The 24,027-nt window shown below is 26.6% G+C and carries 32 protein-coding genes, 2 tRNA genes, 2 rRNA genes and 1 other RNA gene; 7 read left to right on the top strand and 30 right to left on the bottom strand.

Annotation, left to right across the window (positions count from 1 at the left end; genetic code table 11):
- Positions 1 to 19 precede the first annotated feature (19 nt).
- Positions 20 to 105, bottom strand: an RNA gene (gene ffs, locus BUCIPICE3303_RS01560) — signal recognition particle sRNA small type.
- 154 nt (positions 106 to 259) lie between these two features.
- On the opposite strand from ffs, the gene dnaX reads away from it, so the two are divergent.
- The 4 genes from dnaX to BUCIPICE3303_RS01580 all read left to right on the top strand — a co-directional run bounded on the left by dnaX (position 260) and on the right by BUCIPICE3303_RS01580 (position 4,528).
- Positions 260 to 1,396 carry a DNA polymerase III subunit gamma/tau gene (dnaX, locus tag BUCIPICE3303_RS01565; RefSeq protein ID WP_154049358.1) on the top strand — a complete coding sequence of 379 codons (1,137 nt, stop codon included), beginning with the start codon at positions 260 to 262 and terminating at the stop codon, positions 1,394 to 1,396.
- Between the two features lie 103 nt (positions 1,397 to 1,499).
- The gene (locus tag BUCIPICE3303_RS01570; RefSeq protein WP_154049359.1) at positions 1,500 to 1,817 is read left to right on the top strand and encodes a YbaB/EbfC family nucleoid-associated protein; all 318 of its coding nucleotides are present in this window, start codon (positions 1,500 to 1,502) and stop codon (positions 1,815 to 1,817) included.
- Positions 1,818 to 1,923: 106 nt separating this feature from the next.
- Entirely contained in the window at positions 1,924 to 3,798 is a 1,875-nt protein-coding gene (gene htpG, locus BUCIPICE3303_RS01575; RefSeq protein ID WP_154049360.1) for a molecular chaperone HtpG, read from the top strand.
- Between the two features lie 73 nt (positions 3,799 to 3,871).
- Positions 3,872 to 4,528, top strand: a complete 657-nt coding sequence (locus BUCIPICE3303_RS01580) for an adenylate kinase family protein (RefSeq protein ID WP_232512962.1) — start codon at positions 3,872 to 3,874, stop codon at positions 4,526 to 4,528.
- Between the two features lie 11 nt (positions 4,529 to 4,539).
- Here the strand turns inward: BUCIPICE3303_RS01580 and BUCIPICE3303_RS01585 are convergent.
- A tRNA-Arg gene (locus BUCIPICE3303_RS01585) sits at positions 4,540 to 4,614 on the bottom strand.
- Positions 4,615 to 4,837: 223 nt separating this feature from the next.
- A complete protein-coding gene (gene cysS / locus BUCIPICE3303_RS01590; protein ID WP_154049361.1) occupies positions 4,838 to 6,247 on the bottom strand; it encodes a cysteine--tRNA ligase in 1,410 nt (469 codons plus the stop codon).
- A 249-nt stretch (positions 6,248 to 6,496) separates the two neighbouring features.
- On the opposite strand from cysS, the gene ybeD reads away from it, so the two are divergent.
- Positions 6,497 to 6,760: a DUF493 family protein YbeD gene (ybeD, locus tag BUCIPICE3303_RS01595; RefSeq protein ID WP_154049362.1), complete on the top strand. Its 264-nt coding sequence runs from the start codon at positions 6,497 to 6,499 to the stop codon at positions 6,758 to 6,760.
- Between the two features lie 92 nt (positions 6,761 to 6,852).
- Here ybeD and cspE read toward each other — a convergent pair whose 3' ends face one another.
- The 5 genes from cspE to aroE form a co-directional block, all read right to left on the bottom strand.
- On the bottom strand, positions 6,853 to 7,062 hold the full coding sequence (gene cspE, locus BUCIPICE3303_RS01600; protein ID WP_025369112.1) for a transcription antiterminator/RNA stability regulator CspE: 210 nt from the start codon (positions 7,060 to 7,062) through the stop codon (positions 6,853 to 6,855).
- A gap of 229 nt (positions 7,063 to 7,291) precedes the next feature.
- Positions 7,292 to 7,407, bottom strand: a 5S ribosomal RNA gene (gene rrf, locus BUCIPICE3303_RS01605).
- 35 nt (positions 7,408 to 7,442) lie between these two features.
- Positions 7,443 to 10,380 (bottom strand): 23S ribosomal RNA (locus tag BUCIPICE3303_RS01610).
- Between the two features lie 136 nt (positions 10,381 to 10,516).
- Positions 10,517 to 10,588, bottom strand: a tRNA-Glu gene (locus tag BUCIPICE3303_RS01615).
- 183 nt (positions 10,589 to 10,771) lie between these two features.
- Positions 10,772 to 11,617 carry a shikimate dehydrogenase gene (aroE, locus tag BUCIPICE3303_RS01620; protein ID WP_154049363.1) on the bottom strand — a complete coding sequence of 282 codons (846 nt, stop codon included), beginning with the start codon at positions 11,615 to 11,617 and terminating at the stop codon, positions 10,772 to 10,774.
- Positions 11,618 to 11,771: 154 nt separating this feature from the next.
- Here aroE and def point away from each other — a divergent pair, with 154 nt between their 5' ends.
- A complete protein-coding gene (gene def, locus BUCIPICE3303_RS01625; protein ID WP_154049364.1) occupies positions 11,772 to 12,221 on the top strand; it encodes a peptide deformylase in 450 nt (149 codons plus the stop codon).
- Between the two features lie 39 nt (positions 12,222 to 12,260).
- On the top strand, positions 12,261 to 13,217 hold the full coding sequence (gene fmt, locus BUCIPICE3303_RS01630) for a methionyl-tRNA formyltransferase (protein WP_154049365.1): 957 nt from the start codon (positions 12,261 to 12,263) through the stop codon (positions 13,215 to 13,217).
- Between the two features lie 108 nt (positions 13,218 to 13,325).
- Here fmt and rplQ read toward each other — a convergent pair whose 3' ends face one another.
- The 22 genes from rplQ to rplV all read right to left on the bottom strand — a co-directional run bounded on the left by rplQ (position 13,326) and on the right by rplV (position 24,016).
- Entirely contained in the window at positions 13,326 to 13,688 is a 363-nt protein-coding gene (gene rplQ / locus BUCIPICE3303_RS01635; RefSeq protein WP_154049366.1) for a 50S ribosomal protein L17, read from the bottom strand.
- A 71-nt stretch (positions 13,689 to 13,759) separates the two neighbouring features.
- A complete protein-coding gene (locus BUCIPICE3303_RS01640) occupies positions 13,760 to 14,749 on the bottom strand; it encodes a DNA-directed RNA polymerase subunit alpha (RefSeq protein WP_154049367.1) in 990 nt (329 codons plus the stop codon).
- 31 nt (positions 14,750 to 14,780) lie between these two features.
- Positions 14,781 to 15,401: a 30S ribosomal protein S4 gene (rpsD, locus tag BUCIPICE3303_RS01645; protein WP_154049368.1), complete on the bottom strand. Its 621-nt coding sequence runs from the start codon at positions 15,399 to 15,401 to the stop codon at positions 14,781 to 14,783.
- A gap of 29 nt (positions 15,402 to 15,430) precedes the next feature.
- Complete coding sequence (gene rpsK / locus BUCIPICE3303_RS01650; protein ID WP_154049369.1) at positions 15,431 to 15,823, bottom strand: 30S ribosomal protein S11; 393 nt, start codon at positions 15,821 to 15,823, stop codon at positions 15,431 to 15,433.
- 17 nt (positions 15,824 to 15,840) lie between these two features.
- Entirely contained in the window at positions 15,841 to 16,200 is a 360-nt protein-coding gene (rpsM, locus tag BUCIPICE3303_RS01655) for a 30S ribosomal protein S13 (RefSeq protein WP_154049370.1), read from the bottom strand.
- Positions 16,201 to 16,311: 111 nt separating this feature from the next.
- Entirely contained in the window at positions 16,312 to 16,428 is a 117-nt protein-coding gene (gene rpmJ, locus BUCIPICE3303_RS01660; RefSeq protein ID WP_154049371.1) for a 50S ribosomal protein L36, read from the bottom strand.
- A 35-nt stretch (positions 16,429 to 16,463) separates the two neighbouring features.
- Complete coding sequence (secY, locus tag BUCIPICE3303_RS01665; protein WP_154049372.1) at positions 16,464 to 17,759, bottom strand: preprotein translocase subunit SecY; 1,296 nt, start codon at positions 17,757 to 17,759, stop codon at positions 16,464 to 16,466.
- Positions 17,760 to 17,807: 48 nt separating this feature from the next.
- Complete coding sequence (gene rplO, locus BUCIPICE3303_RS01670) at positions 17,808 to 18,245, bottom strand: 50S ribosomal protein L15 (RefSeq protein WP_154049373.1); 438 nt, start codon at positions 18,243 to 18,245, stop codon at positions 17,808 to 17,810.
- Positions 18,236 to 18,430: a 50S ribosomal protein L30 gene (gene rpmD / locus BUCIPICE3303_RS01675; protein ID WP_154049374.1), complete on the bottom strand. Its 195-nt coding sequence runs from the start codon at positions 18,428 to 18,430 to the stop codon at positions 18,236 to 18,238. Before rpmD ends, rplO begins: the two co-directional genes overlap by 10 nt.
- A gap of 21 nt (positions 18,431 to 18,451) precedes the next feature.
- Positions 18,452 to 18,946 carry a 30S ribosomal protein S5 gene (gene rpsE / locus BUCIPICE3303_RS01680; RefSeq protein WP_154049375.1) on the bottom strand — a complete coding sequence of 165 codons (495 nt, stop codon included), beginning with the start codon at positions 18,944 to 18,946 and terminating at the stop codon, positions 18,452 to 18,454.
- Positions 18,947 to 18,963: 17 nt separating this feature from the next.
- The gene (gene rplR, locus BUCIPICE3303_RS01685; RefSeq protein WP_154049376.1) at positions 18,964 to 19,332 is read right to left on the bottom strand and encodes a 50S ribosomal protein L18; all 369 of its coding nucleotides are present in this window, start codon (positions 19,330 to 19,332) and stop codon (positions 18,964 to 18,966) included.
- A gap of 1 nt (position 19,333) precedes the next feature.
- On the bottom strand, positions 19,334 to 19,873 hold the full coding sequence (gene rplF, locus BUCIPICE3303_RS01690; RefSeq protein WP_154049377.1) for a 50S ribosomal protein L6: 540 nt from the start codon (positions 19,871 to 19,873) through the stop codon (positions 19,334 to 19,336).
- Between the two features lie 35 nt (positions 19,874 to 19,908).
- Positions 19,909 to 20,301: a 30S ribosomal protein S8 gene (gene rpsH / locus BUCIPICE3303_RS01695; RefSeq protein WP_154049378.1), complete on the bottom strand. Its 393-nt coding sequence runs from the start codon at positions 20,299 to 20,301 to the stop codon at positions 19,909 to 19,911.
- 49 nt (positions 20,302 to 20,350) lie between these two features.
- Positions 20,351 to 20,656: a 30S ribosomal protein S14 gene (gene rpsN, locus BUCIPICE3303_RS01700; RefSeq protein WP_154049379.1), complete on the bottom strand. Its 306-nt coding sequence runs from the start codon at positions 20,654 to 20,656 to the stop codon at positions 20,351 to 20,353.
- Positions 20,657 to 20,676: 20 nt separating this feature from the next.
- Complete coding sequence (rplE, locus tag BUCIPICE3303_RS01705) at positions 20,677 to 21,216, bottom strand: 50S ribosomal protein L5 (protein ID WP_154049380.1); 540 nt, start codon at positions 21,214 to 21,216, stop codon at positions 20,677 to 20,679.
- Positions 21,217 to 21,237: 21 nt separating this feature from the next.
- Positions 21,238 to 21,552, bottom strand: a complete 315-nt coding sequence (rplX, locus tag BUCIPICE3303_RS01710) for a 50S ribosomal protein L24 (protein ID WP_154049381.1) — start codon at positions 21,550 to 21,552, stop codon at positions 21,238 to 21,240.
- 14 nt (positions 21,553 to 21,566) lie between these two features.
- The gene (gene rplN / locus BUCIPICE3303_RS01715; protein ID WP_154049382.1) at positions 21,567 to 21,938 is read right to left on the bottom strand and encodes a 50S ribosomal protein L14; all 372 of its coding nucleotides are present in this window, start codon (positions 21,936 to 21,938) and stop codon (positions 21,567 to 21,569) included.
- 142 nt (positions 21,939 to 22,080) lie between these two features.
- Complete coding sequence (rpsQ, locus tag BUCIPICE3303_RS01720) at positions 22,081 to 22,335, bottom strand: 30S ribosomal protein S17 (protein ID WP_154049383.1); 255 nt, start codon at positions 22,333 to 22,335, stop codon at positions 22,081 to 22,083.
- Positions 22,332 to 22,529 carry a 50S ribosomal protein L29 gene (rpmC, locus tag BUCIPICE3303_RS01725; protein ID WP_154049384.1) on the bottom strand — a complete coding sequence of 66 codons (198 nt, stop codon included), beginning with the start codon at positions 22,527 to 22,529 and terminating at the stop codon, positions 22,332 to 22,334. Before rpmC ends, rpsQ begins: the two co-directional genes overlap by 4 nt.
- 2 nt (positions 22,530 to 22,531) lie before the next feature.
- Positions 22,532 to 22,942, bottom strand: coding sequence for a 50S ribosomal protein L16 (rplP, locus tag BUCIPICE3303_RS01730; RefSeq protein WP_154049385.1), 411 nt, complete (start codon positions 22,940 to 22,942; stop codon positions 22,532 to 22,534).
- A 19-nt stretch (positions 22,943 to 22,961) separates the two neighbouring features.
- A complete protein-coding gene (rpsC, locus tag BUCIPICE3303_RS01735; protein WP_154049386.1) occupies positions 22,962 to 23,666 on the bottom strand; it encodes a 30S ribosomal protein S3 in 705 nt (234 codons plus the stop codon).
- Positions 23,666 to 24,016, bottom strand: a complete 351-nt coding sequence (gene rplV, locus BUCIPICE3303_RS01740) for a 50S ribosomal protein L22 (protein ID WP_154049387.1) — start codon at positions 24,014 to 24,016, stop codon at positions 23,666 to 23,668. The genes rpsC and rplV overlap by 1 nt, the downstream gene beginning before the upstream one ends.
- Positions 24,017 to 24,027: the final 11 nt, after the last annotated feature.

A 24,027-nucleotide genomic window follows, 5' to 3' on the forward strand; every position in this document is an offset into this window, starting at 1 on the left:
ATTTTGCTATCACCTGTTAGAAGATATTATAAAACCTATATCGTTTAATTTGGCTGCTTCTTTCCAGATCTGACCAGTTGATTAATTGAATAGAATTATAATTATATCCTAACAGGAGAATATTAATAATTAAAAACAATTATTAATCAAAATAAAATTTATTTCAACAATAATTTTTATTAATATATCATATATATTTTAAAAAATATATATTTTTAACATAAAAATTTTTAAATGAAAAAGTTTAATATGGAGAAAAATGAAATATAAAATTTTATCTAATAAATGGAGACCTCAAGATTTTAATCATATTATAGGGCATAAATATGTTATACGTATTATAAAAAATAGTCTTGATTTAAATAGAATTCATCAATCTTGGTTATTTTCAGGAATACATGGAACTGGGAAAACAACTATAGCTAGAATACTAGCTAAGAGTTTAAATTGTAAAATCGGAATTACATCTCAACCATGTAGAAAATGTTCACATTGTCTTTCAATCGAAAAAGGAAAATTTTTAGATTTTATAGAATTAGATGCAGCCTCTAAGACAAAAGTAGAGGATATTAAAAGCGTATTAGATACAACAAAATATCCACCAATAGAAGGGAGATTTAAAATTTATTTAATTGATGAAATACAGATGTTATCTAAACATAGTTTTAATGCTTTATTAAAAATATTAGAAGAACCACCAAAATATATTAAATTTATTTTAGCTACTACACATTTAAATAAAATACCTGAAACTATTATTTCACGGTGTCTTCATATACATCTTCCATATATAACATCTAAAAATATATTTAATTATTTAAAAAAAAAATTAAAAAAAGAAAATATAAATATTAACAAAGAAACTTTAAGTATAATATCAAATTCTGCGCGTGGAAGTATAAGAAATGCTCTTAATACTCTTGAATTAGCTATTTGTTCCACTGCAGATAAAATGATAAACACAAAAAATATCAATAAATTATTAGGTATTTTTAATAAAAAAAAAATATTTATACTAGCAGAAAATATTATTAATAATAATATCAATAATATATTAAATATATTAGATGATGCGGAAATAATAGGAATATCATATAATAATATTATATCATCATTAATTAATTTTTTTCACAATTTATCTATAATAAAAATTACTATATCTGAAAAAAATTATATAATACATAAATTATCAAAATATGATAAAAATACTTATATTTTATCTAAAAAAATTTCCTTTAAAGATATACAAATTTATTGTAAAATTCTTCTTCAAGGGGAAAAATATATAAAATATGCGCCAAATCCAAGAATCGGGGTTGAAATAATATTATTTCAAATATATCAATATATAACAGAAAAAAAAATATCTAATAATCATTTACTTATACATAAATAATAATATCAAATATAAATACTTTTGATTTAAAAAATAATATATCACGTTATTTAATAAATCATTAATTTCTAATAAAAAGTTTTACTCAAAAAAAGAAAAAAAAATGAATACAAATAAAAAAATTAATGACATATTCAAACAAGCACAAAAAATGCAAGAAAAAATGGAAAAAATACAAAAAGATATCAGTATGACAAATATTACTGGAAAATCAGGAGTCAATTTAGTAACAATAATTATGAATGGAAATTATAATTGTAAATGTGTTAAAATAAATAATGAACTTTGGAATGAAAACAATAAACAATTGCTACAAGACTTAATTGCATCTGCAATTAATAATGCGGTTATGCAAATAACAAAAATGCAAAAAAAAAAATTATCACTAGAATCTAGTTTTATCAATCCAGTTAATAAATAAAGTAAAATACTATTATTATAATATATAAATACGTTATAATATATTCAAATACAATAATCTCTATAAAATAGAGATATTAATTTAATAAATAAAGATAGGATTTAAAATGAAAGATAAGCAAAAAAAAACTCATGTTTTTCAATCAGAAGTAAAAGAATTACTGCATCTAATGATTCATTCGTTATATTCAAATAAAGAAATATTTTTAAGAGAATTAATATCTAATGCATCTGATGCAATAGAAAAAATTAGATTCGAAAAATTATATAACGCAGAAAAATATTCACAGAATGAATATATACCTAAAATACAAATTTCAATTAAAAAAACAGAAAAACAAATTATAATTTCAGATAATGGTATTGGAATGACTTATGATGAAGTTATAAAAAATCTAGGTACAATTGCTAAATCTGGAACAAAGTCATTTTTAAAAAAAATTGATAATATAGAAAAAAAAGAAAAAAATGAATTTATTGGTCAATTTGGAGTAGGATTTTATTCGTCTTTTATAGTTTCCGAAACTGTTTCAGTTTACACAAAACACGCATCAAATCAAGAAAAAAATGGAACATTATGGATTTCAAATGGAAAAGGGGAATATTCAGTAGAAACTACACCAATGAAAGAATATGGGACAAAAATTGTTTTATCATTAAAAAATTCAGAACAAGAATTTTTAGAAATATGGAAACTGAAGCAAATCATAAAAAAATATTCTGATCATCTTGCTATACCTATTGAAATAGAAAATTACGATATAAAAACTAAAACTTTTTCTTGGGAAAAAATTAATGAAGCTCAATCTCTATGGACTCAAAACAAAAACAATATAACAAAAGAAGCTTATCAAAAATTTTATACATATATTTCACATGATTCTACAAAACCACTAATATGGAGTCATAATAAAGTTGAAGGAAATCAAGAATATATTAATTTATTATATATTCCTAAAAAAGCAGCATGGGATATGTGGCACAAAGAAAATAAACATGGTTTAAAATTATATGTAAAACATGTATTTATTATGGATGAATCTACACAATTTCTCCCAAATTATTTACGTTTTGTAAAAGGTATAATCGATTCTCAAGATCTGCCTCTTAATATTTCTAGAGAAATTCTACAAGATAGCTCTATTACTCAAGTTTTACGTAAATCATTAACAAAACGTGTTTTAAAAATGTTAGATACATTATCAATCACAAATGAGAAAAAATACCAAGAATTTTGGAATATATTTGGCTTAGTTATGAAAGAAGGTTTGGCAGAAGACTCTGAAAATCAAAAAACAATTTCAAAATTGTTAAGATTTTCTTCGATTCAAACACAAACAAAAGAACAAACATTATCACTAAATAAATATGTTAAGAATATGATAGAAGGACAAAAAAAAATTTATTTTATTACTTCTGATAGTTACAAATCAGCTTTAAGTAGTCCTCACTTAGAAATATTTAAAGAAAAAAATATTGATGTTTTATTATTATCAGATAAAATCGATGAATGGATGATGAATTATCTAATTGAATTTAATAATATTCAATTTCAATCAGTAAGTAAAGCAGATACGTCTCTTGATGATTTAGTATCAAATCAAAAAATTAATACTAATGAAAATAAATTTGATGATTTTATTAAAAGAATAAAAATAATACTAGACAATAAAGTGAAAGATGTACGTATAACATATCGTTTAAAAAATACACCAGCGATGGTATTAACAGATTCAAATGATATGAGCACTCAAATGGCGAAAATATTTAGTGCTGCTGGACAACCAGTTCCAAAAATAAAATATATTTTAGAAATAAATCCTATACATCCTCTTATTAAAAAAATAAAAAAAATAGAAAATAATAAAAAATTTGCTGATTGGGTCGAAGTATTATTTGAACAATCTATTTTAGCGGAGAAAGGTAGTTTAGATAATCCTCATGCATTTATTAATAGAATTAATAATTTATTTTTATTATAAAAATTTATTTTTATTAAATTCAAAAAAACATCATTTATACAGTGAGATCATTTTTTTTAAAGGACATCTTATTATGATACGTATTATTATGCTTGGAGCTCCGGGAAGTGGAAAAGGAACACAAGCACAATTATTATCCAAATACTTTTTGATACCTTTTATTTCTGCTGGAGAAATATTACGTCAAGAAATTAAAAAAAATGACAAAACAAAAAACTATATACAAAACACTATAAATAAAGGAAAATTAGTAAAAAATTCTTTTATTATACAATTAATTAAAAAAAAAATAAAAAAAAAAAAATATTGTAATGGTTTTATACTGGACGGGTTCCCAAGAACTATTGAACAAGCAGAATCATTAAAAAAAAACATTAACATACAATATATAATATATTTAAAAATTAAACATGATTCGATCATAAATAGAATTCAAGGCAGGTTAATTCATGAACCTTCAGGAAGAACCTATCATAAAATTTTTAATCCACCTAAACAAAAAAATAAAGATGATATAACAGGTGAATTATTACATAAAAGAAAAGATGATAATAAAAAAATTATTCTAACTAGATTAAAAGAATATGAAAAATACACTAAACCATTAATAAAATGGTTTAGAAAAGAAATCAAAAAAAATAAGATAAAACTTTTAGAAATTAATTCTAATAAATCTATTACAGATATAAATAAAAAAATAATTCATTATATTAATAATTTTAAAAAATAATTAATTTTTTTTGCGCTCTACGGGATTCGAACCTGTAACCTACAGCTTAGAAGGCTGTTGCTCTATCCAAATTGAGCTAAGAGCGCAAAGAAAAAATAAGTTTATTATCTTAAAGATATAAAATAAATATAAATATTCTATTTATAGAAATAAAAATTATTCTTATAATTATAAAATATAAATATATTAAATATAAATATTTAAAAAAATAATTTTTAATTATATATTAACAAAATTAAAATATTTTGTATATTAAATCATATTGATATATTACCATATATACTAATAAATAAAAAATTAAATAAATTATTAATTTATAAATCTATATGTTGAATGATTTAAATTATCTTCAATAATAACTCCTAAAGTAAATAATTTTTTTCTAACAATATCAGCTAAATTCCATTGTTTATTTAAACGATAAAAATTACGCATTTTCACTAAATTATCAATGATATTTATTTGACCGTCCGGTATATAATAACGATTAGATAAAAAATCTTTTGGATTATGATATAACAAACCTAAAACATTACCTAATTTAACAAGATCAGTTGCTAATATATTCGCTAAATAAATATTACTATTTTTAATTTTAGTTATATATTGCGATAATTTCTGTAATACTAAACATGCTTGAGGAGTATTAAAGTCATCATTCATAGCGTGATAAAATTTATCTTTAAACATATTACGTAATTTAATTTCATAATCTGTTTGAATATACATATCAGTTATACAATTTAACAAAGATATATATATTTTTTCTAAAATATTTTTAAACAGACATAAATTTTTTTCTAAAAAATATAATGGGTGTCGATAATGAGTAGATAAAAAATACAATCTAATTACTTCAGAATCATATTTTTTTAATAAAGAACGTATTGTGATTGTATTTGATAAAGATTTAGACATTTTATAGTTATTTAAAATAACCATACCTGCATGCATCCAAAATTGAACAGAGAAATAATCTTTAAAACTTTTTAACTGAGCAAATTCATTTTCATGATGAGGGAATAATAAATCAATTCCACCTCCATGAATATTAACTTCATGTTTAAAAAATTTATTAATTATAGCTGAACATTCAATATGCCATCCAGGACGCCCAGGACCCCAAGGAGAGAACCAAAATGGATCAACATGATTACTACTATGTTTCCACAAAACAAAATCTTTAGAAGATTCAAAATTTAAATTATTATTATTTTTATTATCATGAAAACAACAATTATTAATTCTTCGAGATAATGAACCATAATTTTTATATTGAGAAATAGGAAATAATATATCATTATTACATGCAATATAAGCATAATTTTTTTTTAATAAACTATCTATTAGAAAAATAATATCTGAGATACATTCAGTAACTCTAGGCTCTTGATTTGGAAATAATAAATTCAAACATAAAAAATCTTCATGCATTAATTTAATCATACGTTTTACAAAAAAACTAACGGATTCTTTTTTTTTTTTTGCTCGATTAATTATTTTATCATCAATATCCGTAATATTTCTTATATAATAAGTATTATAACCTAAATTCTGTAAATAACGTATGATTACATCAAAAATAATAAATGTACGTGCATGACCAATATGACATAAATCATATACTGTTACTCCACATACATAAATATTTATTCTTTTTGTAAAAGAATACTCAAATATTTCTTTTTTTTTTGTTAAAGTATTAAAAATTTTTAACATATTAACGCTCTTAAAAATATAAATAAAATTTATATTATTAACAAATTAATTTATTATATAAATATAAAAAATATTTTATTTATATAAATTATTTTATTTGATTGTAAAATACAATATAATATATAAATAAAAATTTAATGAAAATAATTTTATATAAAAATATAAATTGATATATTATAGAAGAATTTTTAAAAAAGAGATAAAATCAATTGTATAACTTCAATAAATAAAATTGATAAGAGAAAAAAAATGAAAAGCCAATTAGAAAAAATTTTAAAATTTCCCTGTACATTTACATACAAAGTAATAGGATTAGCTCAACCAGAACTAACAAATAATATTATTAAAATAATACAAAATCATATTCCAGGGGATTATGCTCCTCAAATAAAATCTAGTAACAAAGGAACATATCTATCTATTTCTATAACTATTTGTGCTAAAAATTTTAAACAAATAAAAAATCTATACATCGAACTTAGTAAAATTCACTTAGTTAGAATGGTACTATAAATAATTTTGCGATGCGAGATAATTAACCTTCGCACCGCAAAAGTACTACTAATGATAAATATAAATAAAATTTTTTTTATTTAAAAAAAATTTTATAAACTAACAACATTAGCAGCTGACGGCCCTTTTGCGCCTTCGGTAATTTCGAATTCAACACTTTGACCTTCTGCCAAAGTTTTAAATCCGTTGCTTTGGATAGCAGAAAAATGAACAAATACATCTTTGCTTCCATCTTCAGGAGTAATGAAACCAAAACCTTTTGATTCATTAAACCATTTTACATTACCTTTAATCTTGGACATCTATATGTTACCTTAGAGTGAAAAATTTAAACTAAAACTTATACCTACAGTTAATGCATTATTTATTATAATAAATAAACCTAATATAGATTAACAATATTTTAAATAAAATACAAAAACTTTACTAATAAAGTATTTCAATTAAATTAAAAAATTTAAAAAAAATAGATATAAATAAGAATATAAAAATTTTAAAAAATATGATAGAAAATTAAATAAAAAAAACAATACCTGGCAATGTCCTACTCTCACACAAGGAGACCTTGCACTACCATTGGCGTTGATACGTTTCACTTCTGAGTTCGAAATGGATTCAGGTGGTACCATAACACTATTATTGCCAGGTTTTATTTTTTTTAGAAAAACACCTCTGGTGTTGTAAGGTCAAGCCTATTGGGTCATTAGTACTAGTTAGCTGAACATATTGCTATGCTTACACACCTAGCCTATCTACGTCGTAGTCTCCAACGTCCCTTCAGTAAATATAATTTTTAAATATATTTAACAGGGAAAACTAATCTTGAGGCAAGTTTCGTGTTTAGATGCTTTCAGCACTTATCTCTTCCGTATTTAGCTACCGGGCAATGCCATTGGCATGACAACCCGAACACCAGAGATACGTCCACTTCGGTCCTCTCGTACTAGAAGTAGCCCCTCTCAATTTTCCTACGCCCACGGCAGATAGGGACCGAACTGTCTCACGACGTTCTAAACCCAGCTCGCGTACCACTTTAAATGGCGAACAGCCATACCCTTGGGACCTGCTTCAGCCCCAGGATGTGATGAGCCGACATCGAGGTGCCAAACACCGCCGTCGATATGAACTCTTGGGCGGTATAAGCCTGTTATCCCCGGAGTACCTTTTATTTGTTGAGCGATGGCCTTTCCATACAGAAACCACCGGATCACTAAGACCTGCTTTCGCATCTGCTCGCATTATCACGCTCGCAGTTAAACTGGCTTATGCCTTTGCACTAACCTTACGATGTCCAACCGTAATTAGCCAATCTTTGTGCTCCTCCGTTACTCTTTGGGAGGAGACCGCCCCAGTCAAACTACCCACCAGACACTGTCTCTATATCGGATAACGATATAAGGTTAGAAAATCAATGTTTATAGGGTGGTATTTCAAGGTTGACTCCATTAATACTAGCGCACTAATTTCTATGTCTCCCACCTATCCTACACAATAAAAATCAATTCTCAATGTCAAGCTATAGTAAAGGTTCACGGGGTCTTTCCGTCTTGCCGCGGGTACACTGCATCTTCACAGCAAATTCAATTTCACTGAGTCCTGGATGGAGACAGCCTGGCCATCATTACGCCATTCGTGCAGGTCGGAACTTACCCGACAAGGAATTTCGCTACCTTAGGACCGTTATAGTTACGGCCGCCGTTTACCGGGGCTTCACTCAAAAGCTTTAGGTTTCCCTTAACTTCATCAATTAACCTTCCGGCACCGGGCAGGCGTCACACCGTATACGTCCACTTTCGTGTTTGCACAGTGCTGTGTTTTTAATAAACAGTTGCAGCCAGCTGGTATCTGCGACTAACTTAAGCTTCAAAAGTAAATTTTTACACTTATATGTTAGCGTGCCTTCTCCCGAAGTTACGGCACTATTTTGCCTAGTTCCTTCATCCAGGTTCTCTCAAGCGCCTTAGTATACTCTACCTAACCACCTGTGTCGGTTTCGGGTACGATTTATTTTTACCTATAAGCTTAGAGGATTTTCTTGGAAGCGTGGTATTAGTTACTTCATTATTTACATAATTCGTATTCGTATCTTAGATTTTATATAGAAAATCGGATTTTCCTAACTTTCCATCCTACATACTTAAACCGAGACTACCAACACCCGGATAACCTAACCTTCTCCGTCCCCCCTTCGCAGTAAAAATAAGTACTAGAATATTAACTAGTTTCCCATCGACTACGCCTATCGGCCTCACCTTAGGGGTCGACTTACCCTGCCTCGATTAACGTTGGACAGGAACCCTTGGTTTTTCGGCGAGCAGGTTTTTTACCTGCTTTATCGTTACTCATGTCAGCATTCGCACTTCTGATACCTCCAATGTTTTTTACAAAACATCTTCACAGGCTTACAGAACGCTCCCCTACCCAATAAAAAAAATCTTTATTGCCGTAGCTTCGGTACATAATTTAGCCCCGTTATATCTTCCGCGCAGGCCGACTAGACCAGTGAGCTATTACGCTTTCTTTAAATGATGGCTGCTTCTAAGCCAACATCCTGGCTGTTTATGCCTTCCCACATCGTTTCCCACTTAATTATGATTTAGGGACCTTAGCTGACGGTCTGGGTTGTTTCCCTTTCCACAACGAACGTTAGCACCCGCTGTGTGTCTCCCGTGATAACATTCTTCGGTATTCGGAGTTTGCGTTGATTTGGTAGGCCGGGATGGCCCCCTAGTCAAAACAGTGCTCTACCCCCGAAGATGAGTTCACGAGGCGCTACCTAAATAGCTTTCGGGGAGAACCAGCTATCTCCCGGTTTGATTGGCCTTTCACCCCTAACCACAAGTCATCCGCTGATTTTTCAACATCAGTCGGTTCGGTCCTCCAGTTGGTTTTACCCAACCTTCAACCTGCTCATGGATAGATCACCGGGTTTCGGGTCTGTATCTTGCAACTATAAAAATAAATCGCCCATTTAAGACTCGGTTTCCCTACGGCTCCCTAAAATAAGTTAACCTTGCTACAAAATACAAGTCGCTGACCCATTATACAAAAGGTACGCAGTCACTTTTCAAATATTTAAAAGCTCCTACTGATTGTACGTATTTGGTTTCAGGATCTATTTCACTCCCCTAACCGGGGTTCTTTTCGCCTTTCCCTTACGGTACTAGTTCACTATCGGTCATTCAGGAGTATTTAGCCTTAGAGGATGGTCCCCCTATCTTCAAACAAGATTTCTCGTGTCCCGTTCTACTTTTTGAATTCCAGAACAAAAATATTTCATATACAGGACTATCACCTTGTATCGTTAATTTTTCCAAATTATTCTACTATATTTTTATTCCTTTATAATTCTAGGCTTTTCCCATTTCGCTCGCCACTACTCAGGGAATCTCAATTGATTTCTTTTCCTCAAGGTACTTAGATGTTTCAGTTCCCTTGGTTTGCTTTATTAATCTATTAATTCAATTAATAATGATGTTTTGAACATCGGGTTTCCCCATTCGGAAATCATCGGATTATAACGCTTCATATCAGCTTACCGACGCTTATCGCAGATTAGCACGTCCTTCATCGCCTCTGAATGCCAAGGCATCCACCAAACACGCTTATTCTGCTTAACCTTACAACCCACAGGTGTTTTTCTAAATTTTCAATCATATCCAAATTTTTAAAGAACATTAAAATCAATCTTTTTTTTTATTACAAAATAATTATATCATATATTTTTTTTTAGTATACAAAAATATTTTTAATTTTTGTCCCCTAGGGGATTTGAACCCCTGTTGCCGCCGTGAAAGGGCGATGTCCTAACCACTAGACGAAGAGGACTCTAAAAAATAAATAAAATAATCATTAATTTTTAATGTTACAGAATGAATTAAAAGTGTCAAGTATTTTTTATGTTTTTTTAAAAAAAAAACATAAAAAAATAAATTTTACTTTAATTGTAATCTATTTTATTAAATAAAAAATATATATTTTTAAAAAATTATTTTTAATTTTATTACATATCTACAAGGTAGAACTTAATATATCAATATTTTTTTTAATATCAGGTAATATGTTAAACCATAAATAACATGAATATGCCGCTTGAGCTACTAACATACCTAACCCGTCAGAATAATATTGACTACCTAAATATTTACAAAATGATAAAAAAGGAGTTAATACATTTTTTTTCGAATAAGAAATATCATAACATTTCGTATGAGGAAAAATTAGTTTTTTTGGAAAAAAAGGAGATTGATGACTTAATCCACAAGAAGTAGCATTAATAATGATATCAAAATGATTTTCATATAAATAATCTGAAAAAATAAAAATTTTTCCAAAACATTTAAATTTTTTTACTAATCTAATAGAATTAATCATTGTTCTATTTAAAACAAAAATACAACATTTTTCCTTCAATAAATGATATACAATAGAATAAGCTACACCACCAGAACCTAGCAATAATACTACAGTATTTTTTTTCTTTAAATATTTTAAACGCTTTAAATCATATATTAAACCAATACCATCTGTGTTATCACCTAAAAAATTATTATCTTCAATTTTTACTAAAGTATTTATAGAACCAGAAATATATGCTTTTTCACTATATTGATCAGGGATATTAAATGCATCTTTTTTAAAAGGTACTGTAATATTACATCCATGACCACCTGAATTCAAAAATTCTATTACATTTTTAAAAAAATTTGATTTTTTACATGAAAAAGTACTATAATTGTAGTTTATTTTTATCTCTTTAGAAAAATTTTTATGAATAACAGGAGATAAAGAATGCTTTACTGGGTTACCAAATAATAAAATATATTTTATTTTTTTTTTTAATGTTTCTTTTTTCATACTATTTCCTAAACTTTTTAAAATAAATTTTTATAAAAATATAAAATATTTAAAAAAATAAAATTTTATAATTATAGAATTTTACTTGTCTTTTTAAGACATTTCATTATACAAATTTAAATATACATTTAACTGATATATATAAATAATATCTATGTCTATACGTAAAATTTTAAAATTTCCAGATTATCGTTTACGATTAAAATCAAAACCAATTAAAACAATCAATTATAAAATAATAAAAACTATAAATGATATGTTTGATACAATGTATGCTAATAATGGAATTGGATTAGCTGCACCACAAATAAATATATTAAAAAGAATTATCGTAATTAGTTCACTAACACCTAATCAATCAGAATTAATTTTAATAAATCCTATTATTTTAAAAAAAAATCACAAATATATTCGTACAAAAGAGGGTTGTTTATCAATTCCTAAAAAAACAGCTATAATTAATAGAGCAAGCTATATTAAAATAAAAGCAATTAATCATCTCGGACAATTATTTATATTAGAAGCGAGATCATTATTATCTGTTTGTATCCAACATGAAATGGATCATTTAATCGGGAAACTATTTATAGATTATATTAATTAATAATATATTTTTTATAAAATAATCTATTTATATTAAAATATGTCAAAAAAAATATTAAAAATTATTTTCGCAGGTAGCAATGATTTTTCATTAGCTCACTTATATTCATTATTTTATTCAAAATATGTTATATCAGCTATAATAACTAAACCAGATAACATATATTGTAAAAAAAAAAATAATCCTTTTTCATCTATCAAAAAATTTGCAATTAAAAATAATATAAAAATATTACAACCAAATGATTTATTTGAAAAAAAATTTTATAAATCTATTCTTGATATACAAGCAAATATATTAATTGTATCATCTTATGGATCTATAATACCTAAAAAAATTTTAAAATTATTTCCTTTAGGTGGCATTAATATACACGCATCGCTATTGCCAAGATGGAAAGGAGCAGCTCCTGTCCAATGGGCAATATTATCAGGAGATAAACAAACAGGAATTAGTGTAATAAAAATGAATTCTAATATTGATTCTGGAAAAATAATTTATACATTAACTTGTCCTATTAATTCAACTGATACTACTACAACATTATGCGCAAAATTAATTCCAATCTCATTACAATGTATGTATCAATCTCTAAATATAATAAATAATCCAAATATAAAAAAATATTACAAACAAGATAAAAATCTTGAAACTAAAGCACCAAAAATAAAAAAAAGAGATTCAAGAATTTCTTGGTCTCTCTCAGTTATACAGATTGATCGATTAATTCGAGCTTTCACTCCATGGCCATGTTGTCAATTTTTTATTAATGGTTATTTTATAAAAATAAAAAAACACTCAATTATATCGTTTAATAAAAAAAATTTTTATTGCGGGGAAATTATTAAAATCAATAAAAAAGGAATACAAATAAATACTAAAAAAGGAATATTAAATATAGAAAAAATACAAATACCAGGTAAAAAAACCATACACATAAGTCAAATTATACATACAAATAAAAAACTATTTATTAAACATTCTATATTAAAATAATCTTTAATACTTTTAAAGTATAAAAATTATTACAAAGAACGGCATAAAAATGCCGTTTTTTATTAAAATTATAAATTTAAAAATTCATTAAAACCTATTTAATAATTTTTAAAAATTTCGACCAACTAATTCTACATATGCTATAGTAGCATTGTCACCTTTTCGAAAACCACACTTTAATATACGTAAATAACCACCTGGTCTAGAATAAAAATAAGGCCCTAACTCATGAAATAATTTCTTTACTGTAAAAATATTACAAATACGAGAAAATACTAATCTTCGATTAACTATCGTATCATATTTTGACAGCGTAATAATTGGTTCAACAAAACGACGTAACTCTTTTGCTTTGGATAAAGTAGTTTTAATATACTCGTATTTAATTAATGAACATGTCATGTTTTTTAACATAGATTGTAAATGACTACGTGTTCTATTTAATAATCGTCCCGTTTTTCTATGTCTCATAACATTATATCCCGTAAAAAAATTGAAAAATTTTTAATTTATATATCAAAAAATATTGATTTTAAAAAAATTTAATCTTCTATAAGAATTTTAGGAGGCCAATTATCTAACTTCATTCCTAATGATAAACCCTTAATTGCTAATATATCCTTAATTTCAGTTAATGACTTTTTTCCTAGATTAGGAGTTTTTAATAATTCCACTTCAGTTTTCTGCACTAAATCACCAATATAATGAATGCTTTCAGCTTTCAAACAATTAGCGGATCGAACTGTTAATTCTAAATCGTCTACAGGACGCAATAAAATCGGTTCAAACTCAGGTTTTTCTTCTTTAATTTCAGGTTCACGAATACCTCTTAAATCTACAAAAGATTCTAACTGTTCAGCTAAAATAGTAGCTGCTTTTCTAATTGCTTCCTCTGGATCAATAGTCCCATTTGTTTCCATTTCTATAATTAACTTATCTAAATCAGTTCTTTGTTTAACTCTTGCAGCTTCAACATGATAAATAATACGTTCTATAGGACTATAGGATACATCCAGAAATAATTTACCAATAATTTGATTATTTTTATTTAAATCTTTACTAGATTCAGCAGTTATATATCCTCTTCCTCTTACTACTTTCATTCGAATCTCAATAGAAACATCGGGGCAGGTTAAATGACATATAGTATGTTTTAAATTTACAATTTCAGTAGAAGAATCATAATCAATGTCTGCCGCAATAACTGGCCCTACACCGCTTTTTTTTAAATGTAATATTACTTCATCTTTTCCAAATAATTTTATTGATAAACCTTTTAAATTTAATAATATATCTAATATATCTTCTTGAACTCCTTCTTTATGTGTATATTCATGCAAGATACCATTAATTTCAACTTCTGTAACAGCACATCCAGATATTGAAGATAATAAAATTCTCCGTAAAGCATTTCCTAGTGTATGACCAAACCCACGTTCTAATGGCTCCAAAGTAATCTTGGCTTGAGTAGAACTAATTTGTTGAATATCTACTAATCTCGGTTTTAAAAAATCTTCTACAAAATCCCCCATTACTCTCCTCTCTAAATATTAGTAATCTATATTATTTAGAATATAACTCTACAATTAAATGTTCATTAATGTCAGAAGATAAATCATCACGTTCTATTGTACGTAATAAAAAACCTTCCATTTTTTTATAATTTACATCTAACCAAGCAGATTTCTCACGTTGATTCATAATCTCTACAGCAGCTTTAATTCGTAATTGATTTTGTGATTTTTTCAAAATAGATATTTTATCATTTATAGAAACTTGAAAAGAAGGAATATTTACAATTTTACTGTTAACACAAACAGACTTATGACTAATTAATTGACGTGATTCTGCACGTGTAGCACTAAAACCCATACGATATACAATATTATCAAGACGCTTCTCTAATAAAAAAAGCAAATTCTGCCCAGTATTTCCCTTTAATTTAGAAGCTTTTTTATAGTAATTATGAAATTGTCGTTCTAATATTCCGTATAAACGACGTAATTTTTGTTTTTCTCTTAATTGTTTTGCATATTCAGATAATCGCAATTTTCGAGATCCATGTTGACCAGGAGCTTGGTCAATATTACATTTAGATTCAATGGAACGCACACCAGATTTTAAAAATAAATCTGAACTTTCTCGTCGACTTAATTTTAATTTTGGACCTAAATATTTTGCCATATTTATATTTCTCTTTTTTTTAAATAAAATTAAACTCTACGTTTTTTAGGTGGTCGACATCCATTATGAGGAATAGGAGTAATATCTTTAATACTTGTAATACGAAAACCTGAAGCATTTAAAGATCTAATTGTTGATTCTCGACCTGGTCCTGGGCCTTTAACCATTATTTCTAAATTTTTTATCCCATAATCTTTTACACGATCTGCACATTTTTCTGCTGCTACTTGAGCAGCAAAAGGAGTCGATTTCCTTGAACCTCTAAAACCAGATCCTCCAGAAGTTGCCCAACCTAATGTATTACCTTTACGATCAGTAATAGTAACAATTGTATTATTAAAAGAGGCATGAATATATGCAATACCGTCTAAAATTTGTTTTTTTACACGTTTTTTAGAATTACTTGCTATTTTTTTTGACATAATAAAATATTTTCCTATTATCTACTTTTTATTAACTTTCTCGGTCCTTTACATGTACGCGCATTTGTTTTTGTTCTTTGTCCACGAACTGGAAGATGTTTACGATGACGAAGTCCTCGATAACAACCAATATCCATTAATCTTTTTATATTAATTGTTTTTTCTCTACGTAAATCACCTTCAACAAGAAATTTAGATATTATTGAACGTAATATTTCAATTTGATTATCTTTTAATTCACTAACTTTTATATTATATGGTATACCTGAAGTACAACAAATTTTTTTAGATAATGATAAACCAATTCCATAAATTCTAGTTAATGCTATTAATATATGTTTATAATCAGGAATATTTATTCCAGCAATTCTTGTCACAAATATTTTTCCTTATTAAAATAATTTAATAATAAAATATTTTTTACTATTAAAATATAAGTTTAATATATAATTAATTTATATATTTTAAAATATATAAAATTATTCTAATTACCCTTGTCTTTGTTTATGTTTTGGATCATTACTACAAATTACACGAACTATATTTTTTCTGCGTATAATTTTACAACTTCTACAAATCTTTTTAACAGATGCACGTACTTTCATTATTTCTCCAAAAATAAATATTCATTCATGCTATTTTAGCTTTTTAAATATAAATTGGCTTTTTTAAGTATTTTTTTATATTTAGTAGACATCATTAATGTTTGTATTTGTATAATAAATTCTATTAATACTACTACAACAATTAATAAAGAAGTACCACCAAAATAAAAAGGAACTTTTAAGTATACTTGCATGATATCAGGAATCAAACATATAAATACTGTATAAATAGAACCAATTGTTGTTAATTTCAAAACAATTTTTTTAATGTATTGTGATGTACGTATACCTGGTCGAATTCCAGGAATAAATGCGCTAGATTTTTTTAAATTTATAGCTGTATCTCGAACATCAAAAATTATACTGGTATAAAAAAAACAAAAAAATATTATTAATGTTATATTGATTAATAAATAAATACTATGATTATATTTAAAATAATTAAAAAACTGTATCAAATAAAAAAAATTATGAAAAATATAACGAAAATAAGTTATAATAATAGATGGAAATAAAATTAAACTAGAAGAAAAAATCACCGGAACTACCCCAGCCATATTTAATTTCAAAGGTAAATAACTATTATGTGCAGAATGCATACGTTGACCTTGTTGACGGCGAGCATAGCATACAGTAATTTTACGCTGACTTTTCTCTATAAATACTACAATAAAAACAACAAAGATCATTATAAAAGCAATTAATAATATATATAAAAAATTAAACTGATTAATTTTCATAACTTTTAATGTTTGTATAGCTGAAGATGGTAAACTAGAAACTATTCCTGAAAAAATAATCAAAGAAACACCATTACCTAAACCTTTTTCAGTTATAAATTCTCCCAGCCACATTAAAAACATTGTACCAGTAACTAAACTTATAACGGAAATAACATAAAAATAACGATCAGCACAAATGACAAGATTATTCATTCCAGGAAGAAAGGGTAATCCAGAAACTACACTAATAGACTGAATTATTGATAATAATAAAGTTACATATTTAGTATATTGATTAATTTTTTTTCTTCCCAGTTCTCCTTCTTTTTTTAAATGCTTTAAATGCGGAACTAAAAATGTTAACAACTGAATTATTATAGAAGAAGAAATATAAGGCATAACACCTAATGCAAATATTGATGCTCTATTTAAAGAACCGCCGGAAAACATATTAAATATTGTTAATAAAGAACTATTTTTATGAAAAAAAAATTGTTCTAAAACATTGATATCAATACCTGGGATAGGAATAAAAGAACCTATACGAAATATTATAATTGCCATAAAAACAAGAATAATTCTTTTTTTTAGATTATATAATGTAGACATAATGTATTTTCTATTAATAAAAAATGGTTTAATAGTATTATTATATATTTAATTATTAATTTTTCCTCCTGCTGACTCAATACATAAACGAGCTCCTTTAGTAACAAATAGACCAGAAACTACAATAGGCCTGTTAATGTTACCTACTTTAATAATTTTAACATATTTAATATTTTTTTTAATTAAATTTGTTTTTTTTAAAACAGATAAATCTATAACTGAAATATCAGATAAATTATCTAATTCAAATAATCTGATTTCATCAACAAATATTTTTTTTTTAGAAACAAAACCAAATTTTGGAATTCTTCTATATAATGGTGTTTGACCCCCTTCAAAACCTTTACGAATTTTTCCACCAGATCTTGATGTTTGACCTTTATGTCCTCTTCCTCCGGTTTTTCCTAAACCAGAACCAATACCTCTACATATACGTTTTCTTTTTCTATTTTTATATATAGAATTAGATATAGTATTTAAATACATAATTTATTTCCTTCTTTTATATTTATCATATAAAAAACCTGGTTTATCATACCTCTAATAGCAGCAGTATCTTCTCTTTCTACAGTATCACCGACATAACGTAAACCTAATCCTTTCATAGTTGCAATATGTTTCGGCAAGCGACCAATTTGACTTTTTATCTGTGTTATAACAATCGTTTTCATAAGGATTAATACACCATATATTTAAAATTTAGTAATAGATTTACCTAATTTTTTTTCAATCATCTCAGGTGATCTAATTTTTTTTAAACCATCTATAGTTGCACGTACTACATTAATTGGATTAGTAGATCCATAAATCTTAGCTAAAATATTATGAATACCTACAACTTCTAATATTAATCTCATTGCACCTCCAGCAATAATACCTGTACCTGCAGAAGCAGGTTTCATAAATATTTTAGAGCCAGTATGTGAACCATATACAGAATGTTGTATAGTATGTTTAAATAAAGGGATAGAGATCATATTCTTACGTGCTTTTTCCATAGCTTTCTGAATAGCTGAAGGTACTTCCCTCGCTTTTCCATATCCAAATCCCACTTTTCCATTACCATTACCTACTACTGTTAAAGCAGTAAAAGAAAAAATTCTTCCACCTTTTACTGTTTTTGAAACCCTATTTACAGAAATTAATTTTTCTTTTAATTCTGTTGATAATTTTTTATCAAAATGCATATATACTATCCTTTTTATTAAAAAACTAAACCAGTAATACGCGCTGATTCAGCTAACTCTTTTATCCTACCATGATATTTAAAACCAGAACGATCAAAAGAAATTGTTTTTATTCCCTTTTTTAAAGCTCTTTGAGCAATTAACTCTCCTATTAATTTTGCGGAAACTTTATTACCGGTATATATATTTTGTATTTTTAACTTTTTAAATTCTAAAGTAGATGCACAAACAGCAATAATAGAAGTATTATATGAAATAATTTGTGCATAAATATGTCTTGAAGTACGATGTACAACTAAACGAAAAGAACAATTACTTTGTATTTTTTTTCGTATTTTTGTATAACGTCTAATACGAGAATATTTTTTATTTATCTTTCCTTTCATATTACTTCTTTTTAGCCTCTTTAATACGAACTACTTCATTTAAATAACGAATACCCTTTCCTTTATATGGTTCAGGAATACGATAGGATCGTATATTTGCTGCTACTTGTCCTACAAGTTGTTTATCTATTCCCGTTAAAACAATTTCATTTTGAGGCAATAATACTACTTTTATTGAAGGTGGAAGTTTATAAAAAATAGGATGTGAAAAACCTAAATATAATTTTAAAATATTATTTTTTTCTATTGTAGCACGATAACCAATACCAAATAAATTTAATTGTTTTTTAAAACCAATAGTCACACCTATAATCATCATATAAACTAACGAACGATAGGTACCAGCTTGCATCCAGCCATATGATTCAGAAGAGTGATCGTGTGAAAAAAATAAACAATCATTTTTCTGAACAACTTTTACGCATATATTCATTATACGTTTCAATGAACCTAACGGCCCACTAACTAAAATTTCCAAATTATTTAAAATAATAGTTACATTTTTAGGGATAACAATAGGTGATTTTGCTACACGAGACATTTTTTAAATTCCTTTATTGATATAAATTAATAATATTAATTTACGTAACATATAATTTCTCCGCCTAACCCTTTCTCTTTTGCAATACGATTAGTCATTACTCCTCGTGAAGTAGAAATAATAGCAATACCTAAATTATTCATTACTACAGGTAAATTATATTTATTACAATACTTACGTAAACCTGGACGACTTACTCTAGAAATACGTTCAATAACAGATTTTCCGTTATAATATTTTAAAAAAATCTTTAATTCTGAATTATTATTTTTCTTTATTATATAATTATAAATATATCCTTCATATTTTAATACCCTTATAATATTTTTTTTTATTTTAGAAAACGGTACTGTTATAAAAATTTTGTTTGAATTTTGACCGTTACGAATACAAGTTAACATATCTGATATTGGATCTTGCATACTCATTACAATGCTCCTATTAATAAATAACCAAAAATAATTAAAAAATAATTCATTACCAACTAGCTTTAGTTAAACCTGGTATTTCTCCTCTCATAGCCGATTCACGTAATTTCATACGACTTAATCCAAATTTTCTTAAAAAAGCATGTGGACGTCCGGTTTGTCGACAACGATTACGTTGTCGAGAAGGACTCGAATCTCTAGGTAAAGATTGTAGCTTTAACATAGCATTCCAGCGATCTTTATCTAAAGAATTCTTAGATTTAATAATATTTTTTAATTTAGATCGTATAGCATAGTATTTCACTGCTAACTTAGTTCTTTTAATTTCTCTTGCTTTCATAGATTGCTTAGCCATATAATTTTACCGTTATAATTTTATTTTTGAAAAGGAAAGTTAAAAGCAGAAAGCAAAGATTCAGCTTCCAGATTAGATTTAGCATTAGTTGTAATTGTAATATTCATACCTCTAATAGAGTCAATTTTCTCATAATTAATTTCAGGAAAAATAATTTGTTCACGAATACCTAAACTATAATTACCTTGTCCATCAAATGACTTACGAGACATACCTCTAAAATCGCGTATGCGAGGTATTGCAATAGTAATTAGTTTATCAAAAAAATCCCATTTTCTCCTACCTCGTAAAGTAACTTTACATCCTACTGGATATCCTTTACGAATTTTAAAATTTGCAATAGATTTTTTAGCAACAGTAATGATTGGTTTTTGACCAGAAATTTGAGTTAAATCATTTACCGCATAATCTAATATTTTTTTATCTGTAACTGATTTTCCTACACCCATATTTAAAGTAATTTTTTTAATTTTAGGGACAGCCATTACTGTAGAATAATGAAATTGATTCATTAATTTTGGAATAATATCAGTAATATAAAAATTTTGTAATCTGCACATAGTGTATATACCTAGATCTAGTTAAAATAATTCCCGGTTAGATTTATATCGACGCATTTTTTTTCCCGAAGAAAAAAAAAATTCTACTTTGTCTGCTTTATTAATTTTTTTATTAAAAATAGATAAATTAGAAAGATGAATAGTAGATTCTTTCAAAATAATACCACCCATCTGTTTTTTTTCTGGTATAGATTTTTGATGTTTTTTAACCATGTTGATCCCACTAACAATTGCTATATTAGTATCACGATAAACTTTTTTTACTATACCTGTTTTACCTTTATCTTTTCCAGTTAAAACAATCACTAAATCATTAGAACGTATTTTCGAAGCCATTCTTAATTTCCTTTTTATAAAACTTCTGGTGCTAAAGAAATAATTTTCATAAATGATTCTGTTCTTAATTCTCGTGTTACAGGGCCAAATATACGCGTCCCTATAGGCTGACCTGTAGTATCATTTAAAATAACACATGCATTATTATCAAAACAAAGCATAGATCCATCTGATCTACGAATACCTTTTTTAGTACGAACAATTACTGCTTTCATAACATCACCTTTCTTAACTTTACTTCGAGGAATTGCTTCTTTTACAGCTACTTTTATTATATCACCAATATAAGCATAACGCCGACGAGAACCACCCAAAACTTTTATACACATAACTAAACGTGCACCAGAATTATCGGCAACATGTAAAATTGTTTGTACTTGAATCATAATATACAACCTTTAAATGTTATAATTATTTAATAAAATATTTAAAATATAAATAGTATGAATTACTACTCAATTAATAGAAGACATGAAACTTAACCATAAATGCAATTGTCATGCCTTCCGGTTATAAAATAAAAAACTTTTAAATTATAGCTTTGTCTAAGATTTTTAATAAAATCCAAGATTTTGTTTTAGATATAGGTCGACATTCACAAATCTCTACTAAATCACCAATATTACAAATATTTTTCTCATCATGCACACATAATTTAGTTCTTTTTTTTATAAATTTTCCGTAAATAGAATGTTTAATTCTGCGATTTACAACAATAATAATAGATTTTTGCATCTTATTACTAATGACACGACCTTGTAAAATATTTTTTTTCTGATTCATAATTTATTATTGATCCGATCCATTAATAGAGTTTTAATACGTGCAATATCTTTTCTTACTTTTCGAATTAAATGTGTCTTTTTTAACTTTCCCGAAGCTAATTGAAGTCGAATATTAAATTGTTCTTTTAATAATCCTAATAATTTTTCTTCTAAATCTTTTTGTAAAATATTTTTTTCTATTATCATATTCATAATTACATTACCGTTTTAGATACAAAAATAGTTTTAATAGGTAATTTTGATGAAGCAAGTTTAAAGGCTGAACGAGATTCTATTTCTGAAATACCTTCAATTTCATATAATATTTTACCTGGTTGTACTAAAGCCACCCAATATTCAACATTACCTTTACCTTTACCCATACGAACTTCTAAAGGCTTTTGCGTAATGGGTTTATCCGGAAAAATACGAATCCACATTTTACCTTGACGCTTTACAAATCGTGTAATAGTTCTACGAGCTGATTCAATTTGTCTTGAAGTTAATCTTCCTCTAGTCAGAGCCTTTAAACCATACGTTCCAAAACTGATTTTATTATCAATAGACAAACCACGATTTTTTCCTTTATGCATTTTTCGAAATTTTGTACGTTTTGGTTGTAACATATATACAAATCTCCATCATTTATCTTCTATATCTTCGAGAATTTTTTTTTACTGAACTAAATTTTTTTTTATCTTTCTTTTTAGAAAAAACCATTCCATCTAATATTTCACCTTTAAAAATCCATACTTTTACTCCAATTATTCCATATGTAGTATGAGCTTCTGAAGTATCATATTCAATATTTGCTCTTAAAGTATGTAGAGGAACCCTTCCTTCTCGATACCACTCTCTACGCGCAATTTCTACCCCTCCTAAACGTCCACTTACTTCTACTTTAATTCCTTTTGCCCCTTGCCTAATAGCATTTTGAACAGAACGTTTCATAGCTCGTCGAAACATGATTCTTCTTTCTAATTGAGATGCAATATTATCTGCTACTAATTTAGCATCTAATTCTGGTTTACGAATTTCTGAAATATTTATTTGAGCTGAAACATTAGTTAATTTAGAAATATCTATACGTAATTTTTCAACATCCTCACCTTTTTTTCCAATTACAATACCAGGTCTTGCTGTATATATAGTTAATTTAATACTCTTTGAAAGGCGCTCGATAATCACTTTAGATACTGAAGCTTTTATTAATTTTTTCATTATAAAACTACGTACTCTAAAATCACTATCTATATAATTTGAAAATTCTTTTTTACTGGCAAACCAAAAAGAATTCCATGATTTAATAACACCTAATCGCATTCCATTAGGATGTACTTTTTGACCCATTACTTTCCTCCGGTATAAATAACATCTGACAAAATAATTGTAAGATGACTTGTTCTCTTTAAAATTCTATCCGCCCTACCTTTTGCTCGAGGCATCATGCGTTTCATACTACTTCCGCAATTAACAAAAATTTCTGAAATAATTAATATTTTTTTATCACAACCATAATTATGTTCAGCATTAGATAAAGCTGAATGTAATAATTTTTTAACTAAAACAGCTGATTTTTTATTTAAATTTGATAAAATCTGTAATGATGATAATGCATTTTTACCTCGAATAATATTTGCAATTAAACGTATTTTTTGAGCAGAAGAACGAATTTGATTATATTTAGCTAATATATTCATATAATTTTCTT

Source organism: Buchnera aphidicola (Cinara piceae) (assembly GCF_900699035.1).
GTDB classification, from domain to species: Bacteria; Pseudomonadota; Gammaproteobacteria; order Enterobacterales; family Enterobacteriaceae; genus Buchnera_F; species Buchnera_F aphidicola_AV.

Coding starts and splice junctions, on each gene's coding strand:
- dnaX (WP_154049358.1), top strand. CDS start 260: ATGAAATATAAAATTTTATCTAATAAATGGAGACCTCAAGATTTTAAT.
- BUCIPICE3303_RS01570 (WP_154049359.1), top strand. CDS start 1,500: ATGAATACAAATAAAAAAATTAATGACATATTCAAACAAGCACAAAAA.
- htpG (WP_154049360.1), top strand. CDS start 1,924: ATGAAAGATAAGCAAAAAAAAACTCATGTTTTTCAATCAGAAGTAAAA.
- BUCIPICE3303_RS01580 (WP_232512962.1), top strand. CDS start 3,872: ATGATACGTATTATTATGCTTGGAGCTCCGGGAAGTGGAAAAGGAACA.
- cysS (WP_154049361.1), bottom strand. CDS start 6,247: ATGTTAAAAATTTTTAATACTTTAACAAAAAAAAAAGAAATATTTGAG.
- ybeD (WP_154049362.1), top strand. CDS start 6,497: ATGAAAAGCCAATTAGAAAAAATTTTAAAATTTCCCTGTACATTTACA.
- cspE (WP_025369112.1), bottom strand. CDS start 7,062: ATGTCCAAGATTAAAGGTAATGTAAAATGGTTTAATGAATCAAAAGGT.
- aroE (WP_154049363.1), bottom strand. CDS start 11,617: ATGAAAAAAGAAACATTAAAAAAAAAAATAAAATATATTTTATTATTT.
- def (WP_154049364.1), top strand. CDS start 11,772: ATGTCTATACGTAAAATTTTAAAATTTCCAGATTATCGTTTACGATTA.
- fmt (WP_154049365.1), top strand. CDS start 12,261: ATGTCAAAAAAAATATTAAAAATTATTTTCGCAGGTAGCAATGATTTT.
- rplQ (WP_154049366.1), bottom strand. CDS start 13,688: ATGAGACATAGAAAAACGGGACGATTATTAAATAGAACACGTAGTCAT.
- BUCIPICE3303_RS01640 (WP_154049367.1), bottom strand. CDS start 14,749: ATGGGGGATTTTGTAGAAGATTTTTTAAAACCGAGATTAGTAGATATT.
- rpsD (WP_154049368.1), bottom strand. CDS start 15,401: ATGGCAAAATATTTAGGTCCAAAATTAAAATTAAGTCGACGAGAAAGT.
- rpsK (WP_154049369.1), bottom strand. CDS start 15,823: ATGTCAAAAAAAATAGCAAGTAATTCTAAAAAACGTGTAAAAAAACAA.
- rpmJ (WP_154049371.1), bottom strand. CDS start 16,428: ATGAAAGTACGTGCATCTGTTAAAAAGATTTGTAGAAGTTGTAAAATT.
- secY (WP_154049372.1), bottom strand. CDS start 17,759: ATGTCTACATTATATAATCTAAAAAAAAGAATTATTCTTGTTTTTATG.
- rplO (WP_154049373.1), bottom strand. CDS start 18,245: ATGTATTTAAATACTATATCTAATTCTATATATAAAAATAGAAAAAGA.
- rpmD (WP_154049374.1), bottom strand. CDS start 18,430: ATGAAAACGATTGTTATAACACAGATAAAAAGTCAAATTGGTCGCTTG.
- rpsE (WP_154049375.1), bottom strand. CDS start 18,946: ATGCATTTTGATAAAAAATTATCAACAGAATTAAAAGAAAAATTAATT.
- rplR (WP_154049376.1), bottom strand. CDS start 19,332: ATGAAAGGAAAGATAAATAAAAAATATTCTCGTATTAGACGTTATACA.
- rplF (WP_154049377.1), bottom strand. CDS start 19,873: ATGTCTCGTGTAGCAAAATCACCTATTGTTATCCCTAAAAATGTAACT.
- rpsH (WP_154049378.1), bottom strand. CDS start 20,301: ATGAGTATGCAAGATCCAATATCAGATATGTTAACTTGTATTCGTAAC.
- rpsN (WP_154049379.1), bottom strand. CDS start 20,656: ATGGCTAAGCAATCTATGAAAGCAAGAGAAATTAAAAGAACTAAGTTA.
- rplE (WP_154049380.1), bottom strand. CDS start 21,216: ATGTGCAGATTACAAAATTTTTATATTACTGATATTATTCCAAAATTA.
- rplX (WP_154049381.1), bottom strand. CDS start 21,552: ATGGCTTCGAAAATACGTTCTAATGATTTAGTGATTGTTTTAACTGGA.
- rplN (WP_154049382.1), bottom strand. CDS start 21,938: ATGATTCAAGTACAAACAATTTTACATGTTGCCGATAATTCTGGTGCA.
- rpsQ (WP_154049383.1), bottom strand. CDS start 22,335: ATGAATCAGAAAAAAAATATTTTACAAGGTCGTGTCATTAGTAATAAG.
- rpmC (WP_154049384.1), bottom strand. CDS start 22,529: ATGAATATGATAATAGAAAAAAATATTTTACAAAAAGATTTAGAAGAA.
- rplP (WP_154049385.1), bottom strand. CDS start 22,942: ATGTTACAACCAAAACGTACAAAATTTCGAAAAATGCATAAAGGAAAA.
- rpsC (WP_154049386.1), bottom strand. CDS start 23,666: ATGGGTCAAAAAGTACATCCTAATGGAATGCGATTAGGTGTTATTAAA.
- rplV (WP_154049387.1), bottom strand. CDS start 24,016: ATGAATATATTAGCTAAATATAATCAAATTCGTTCTTCTGCTCAAAAA.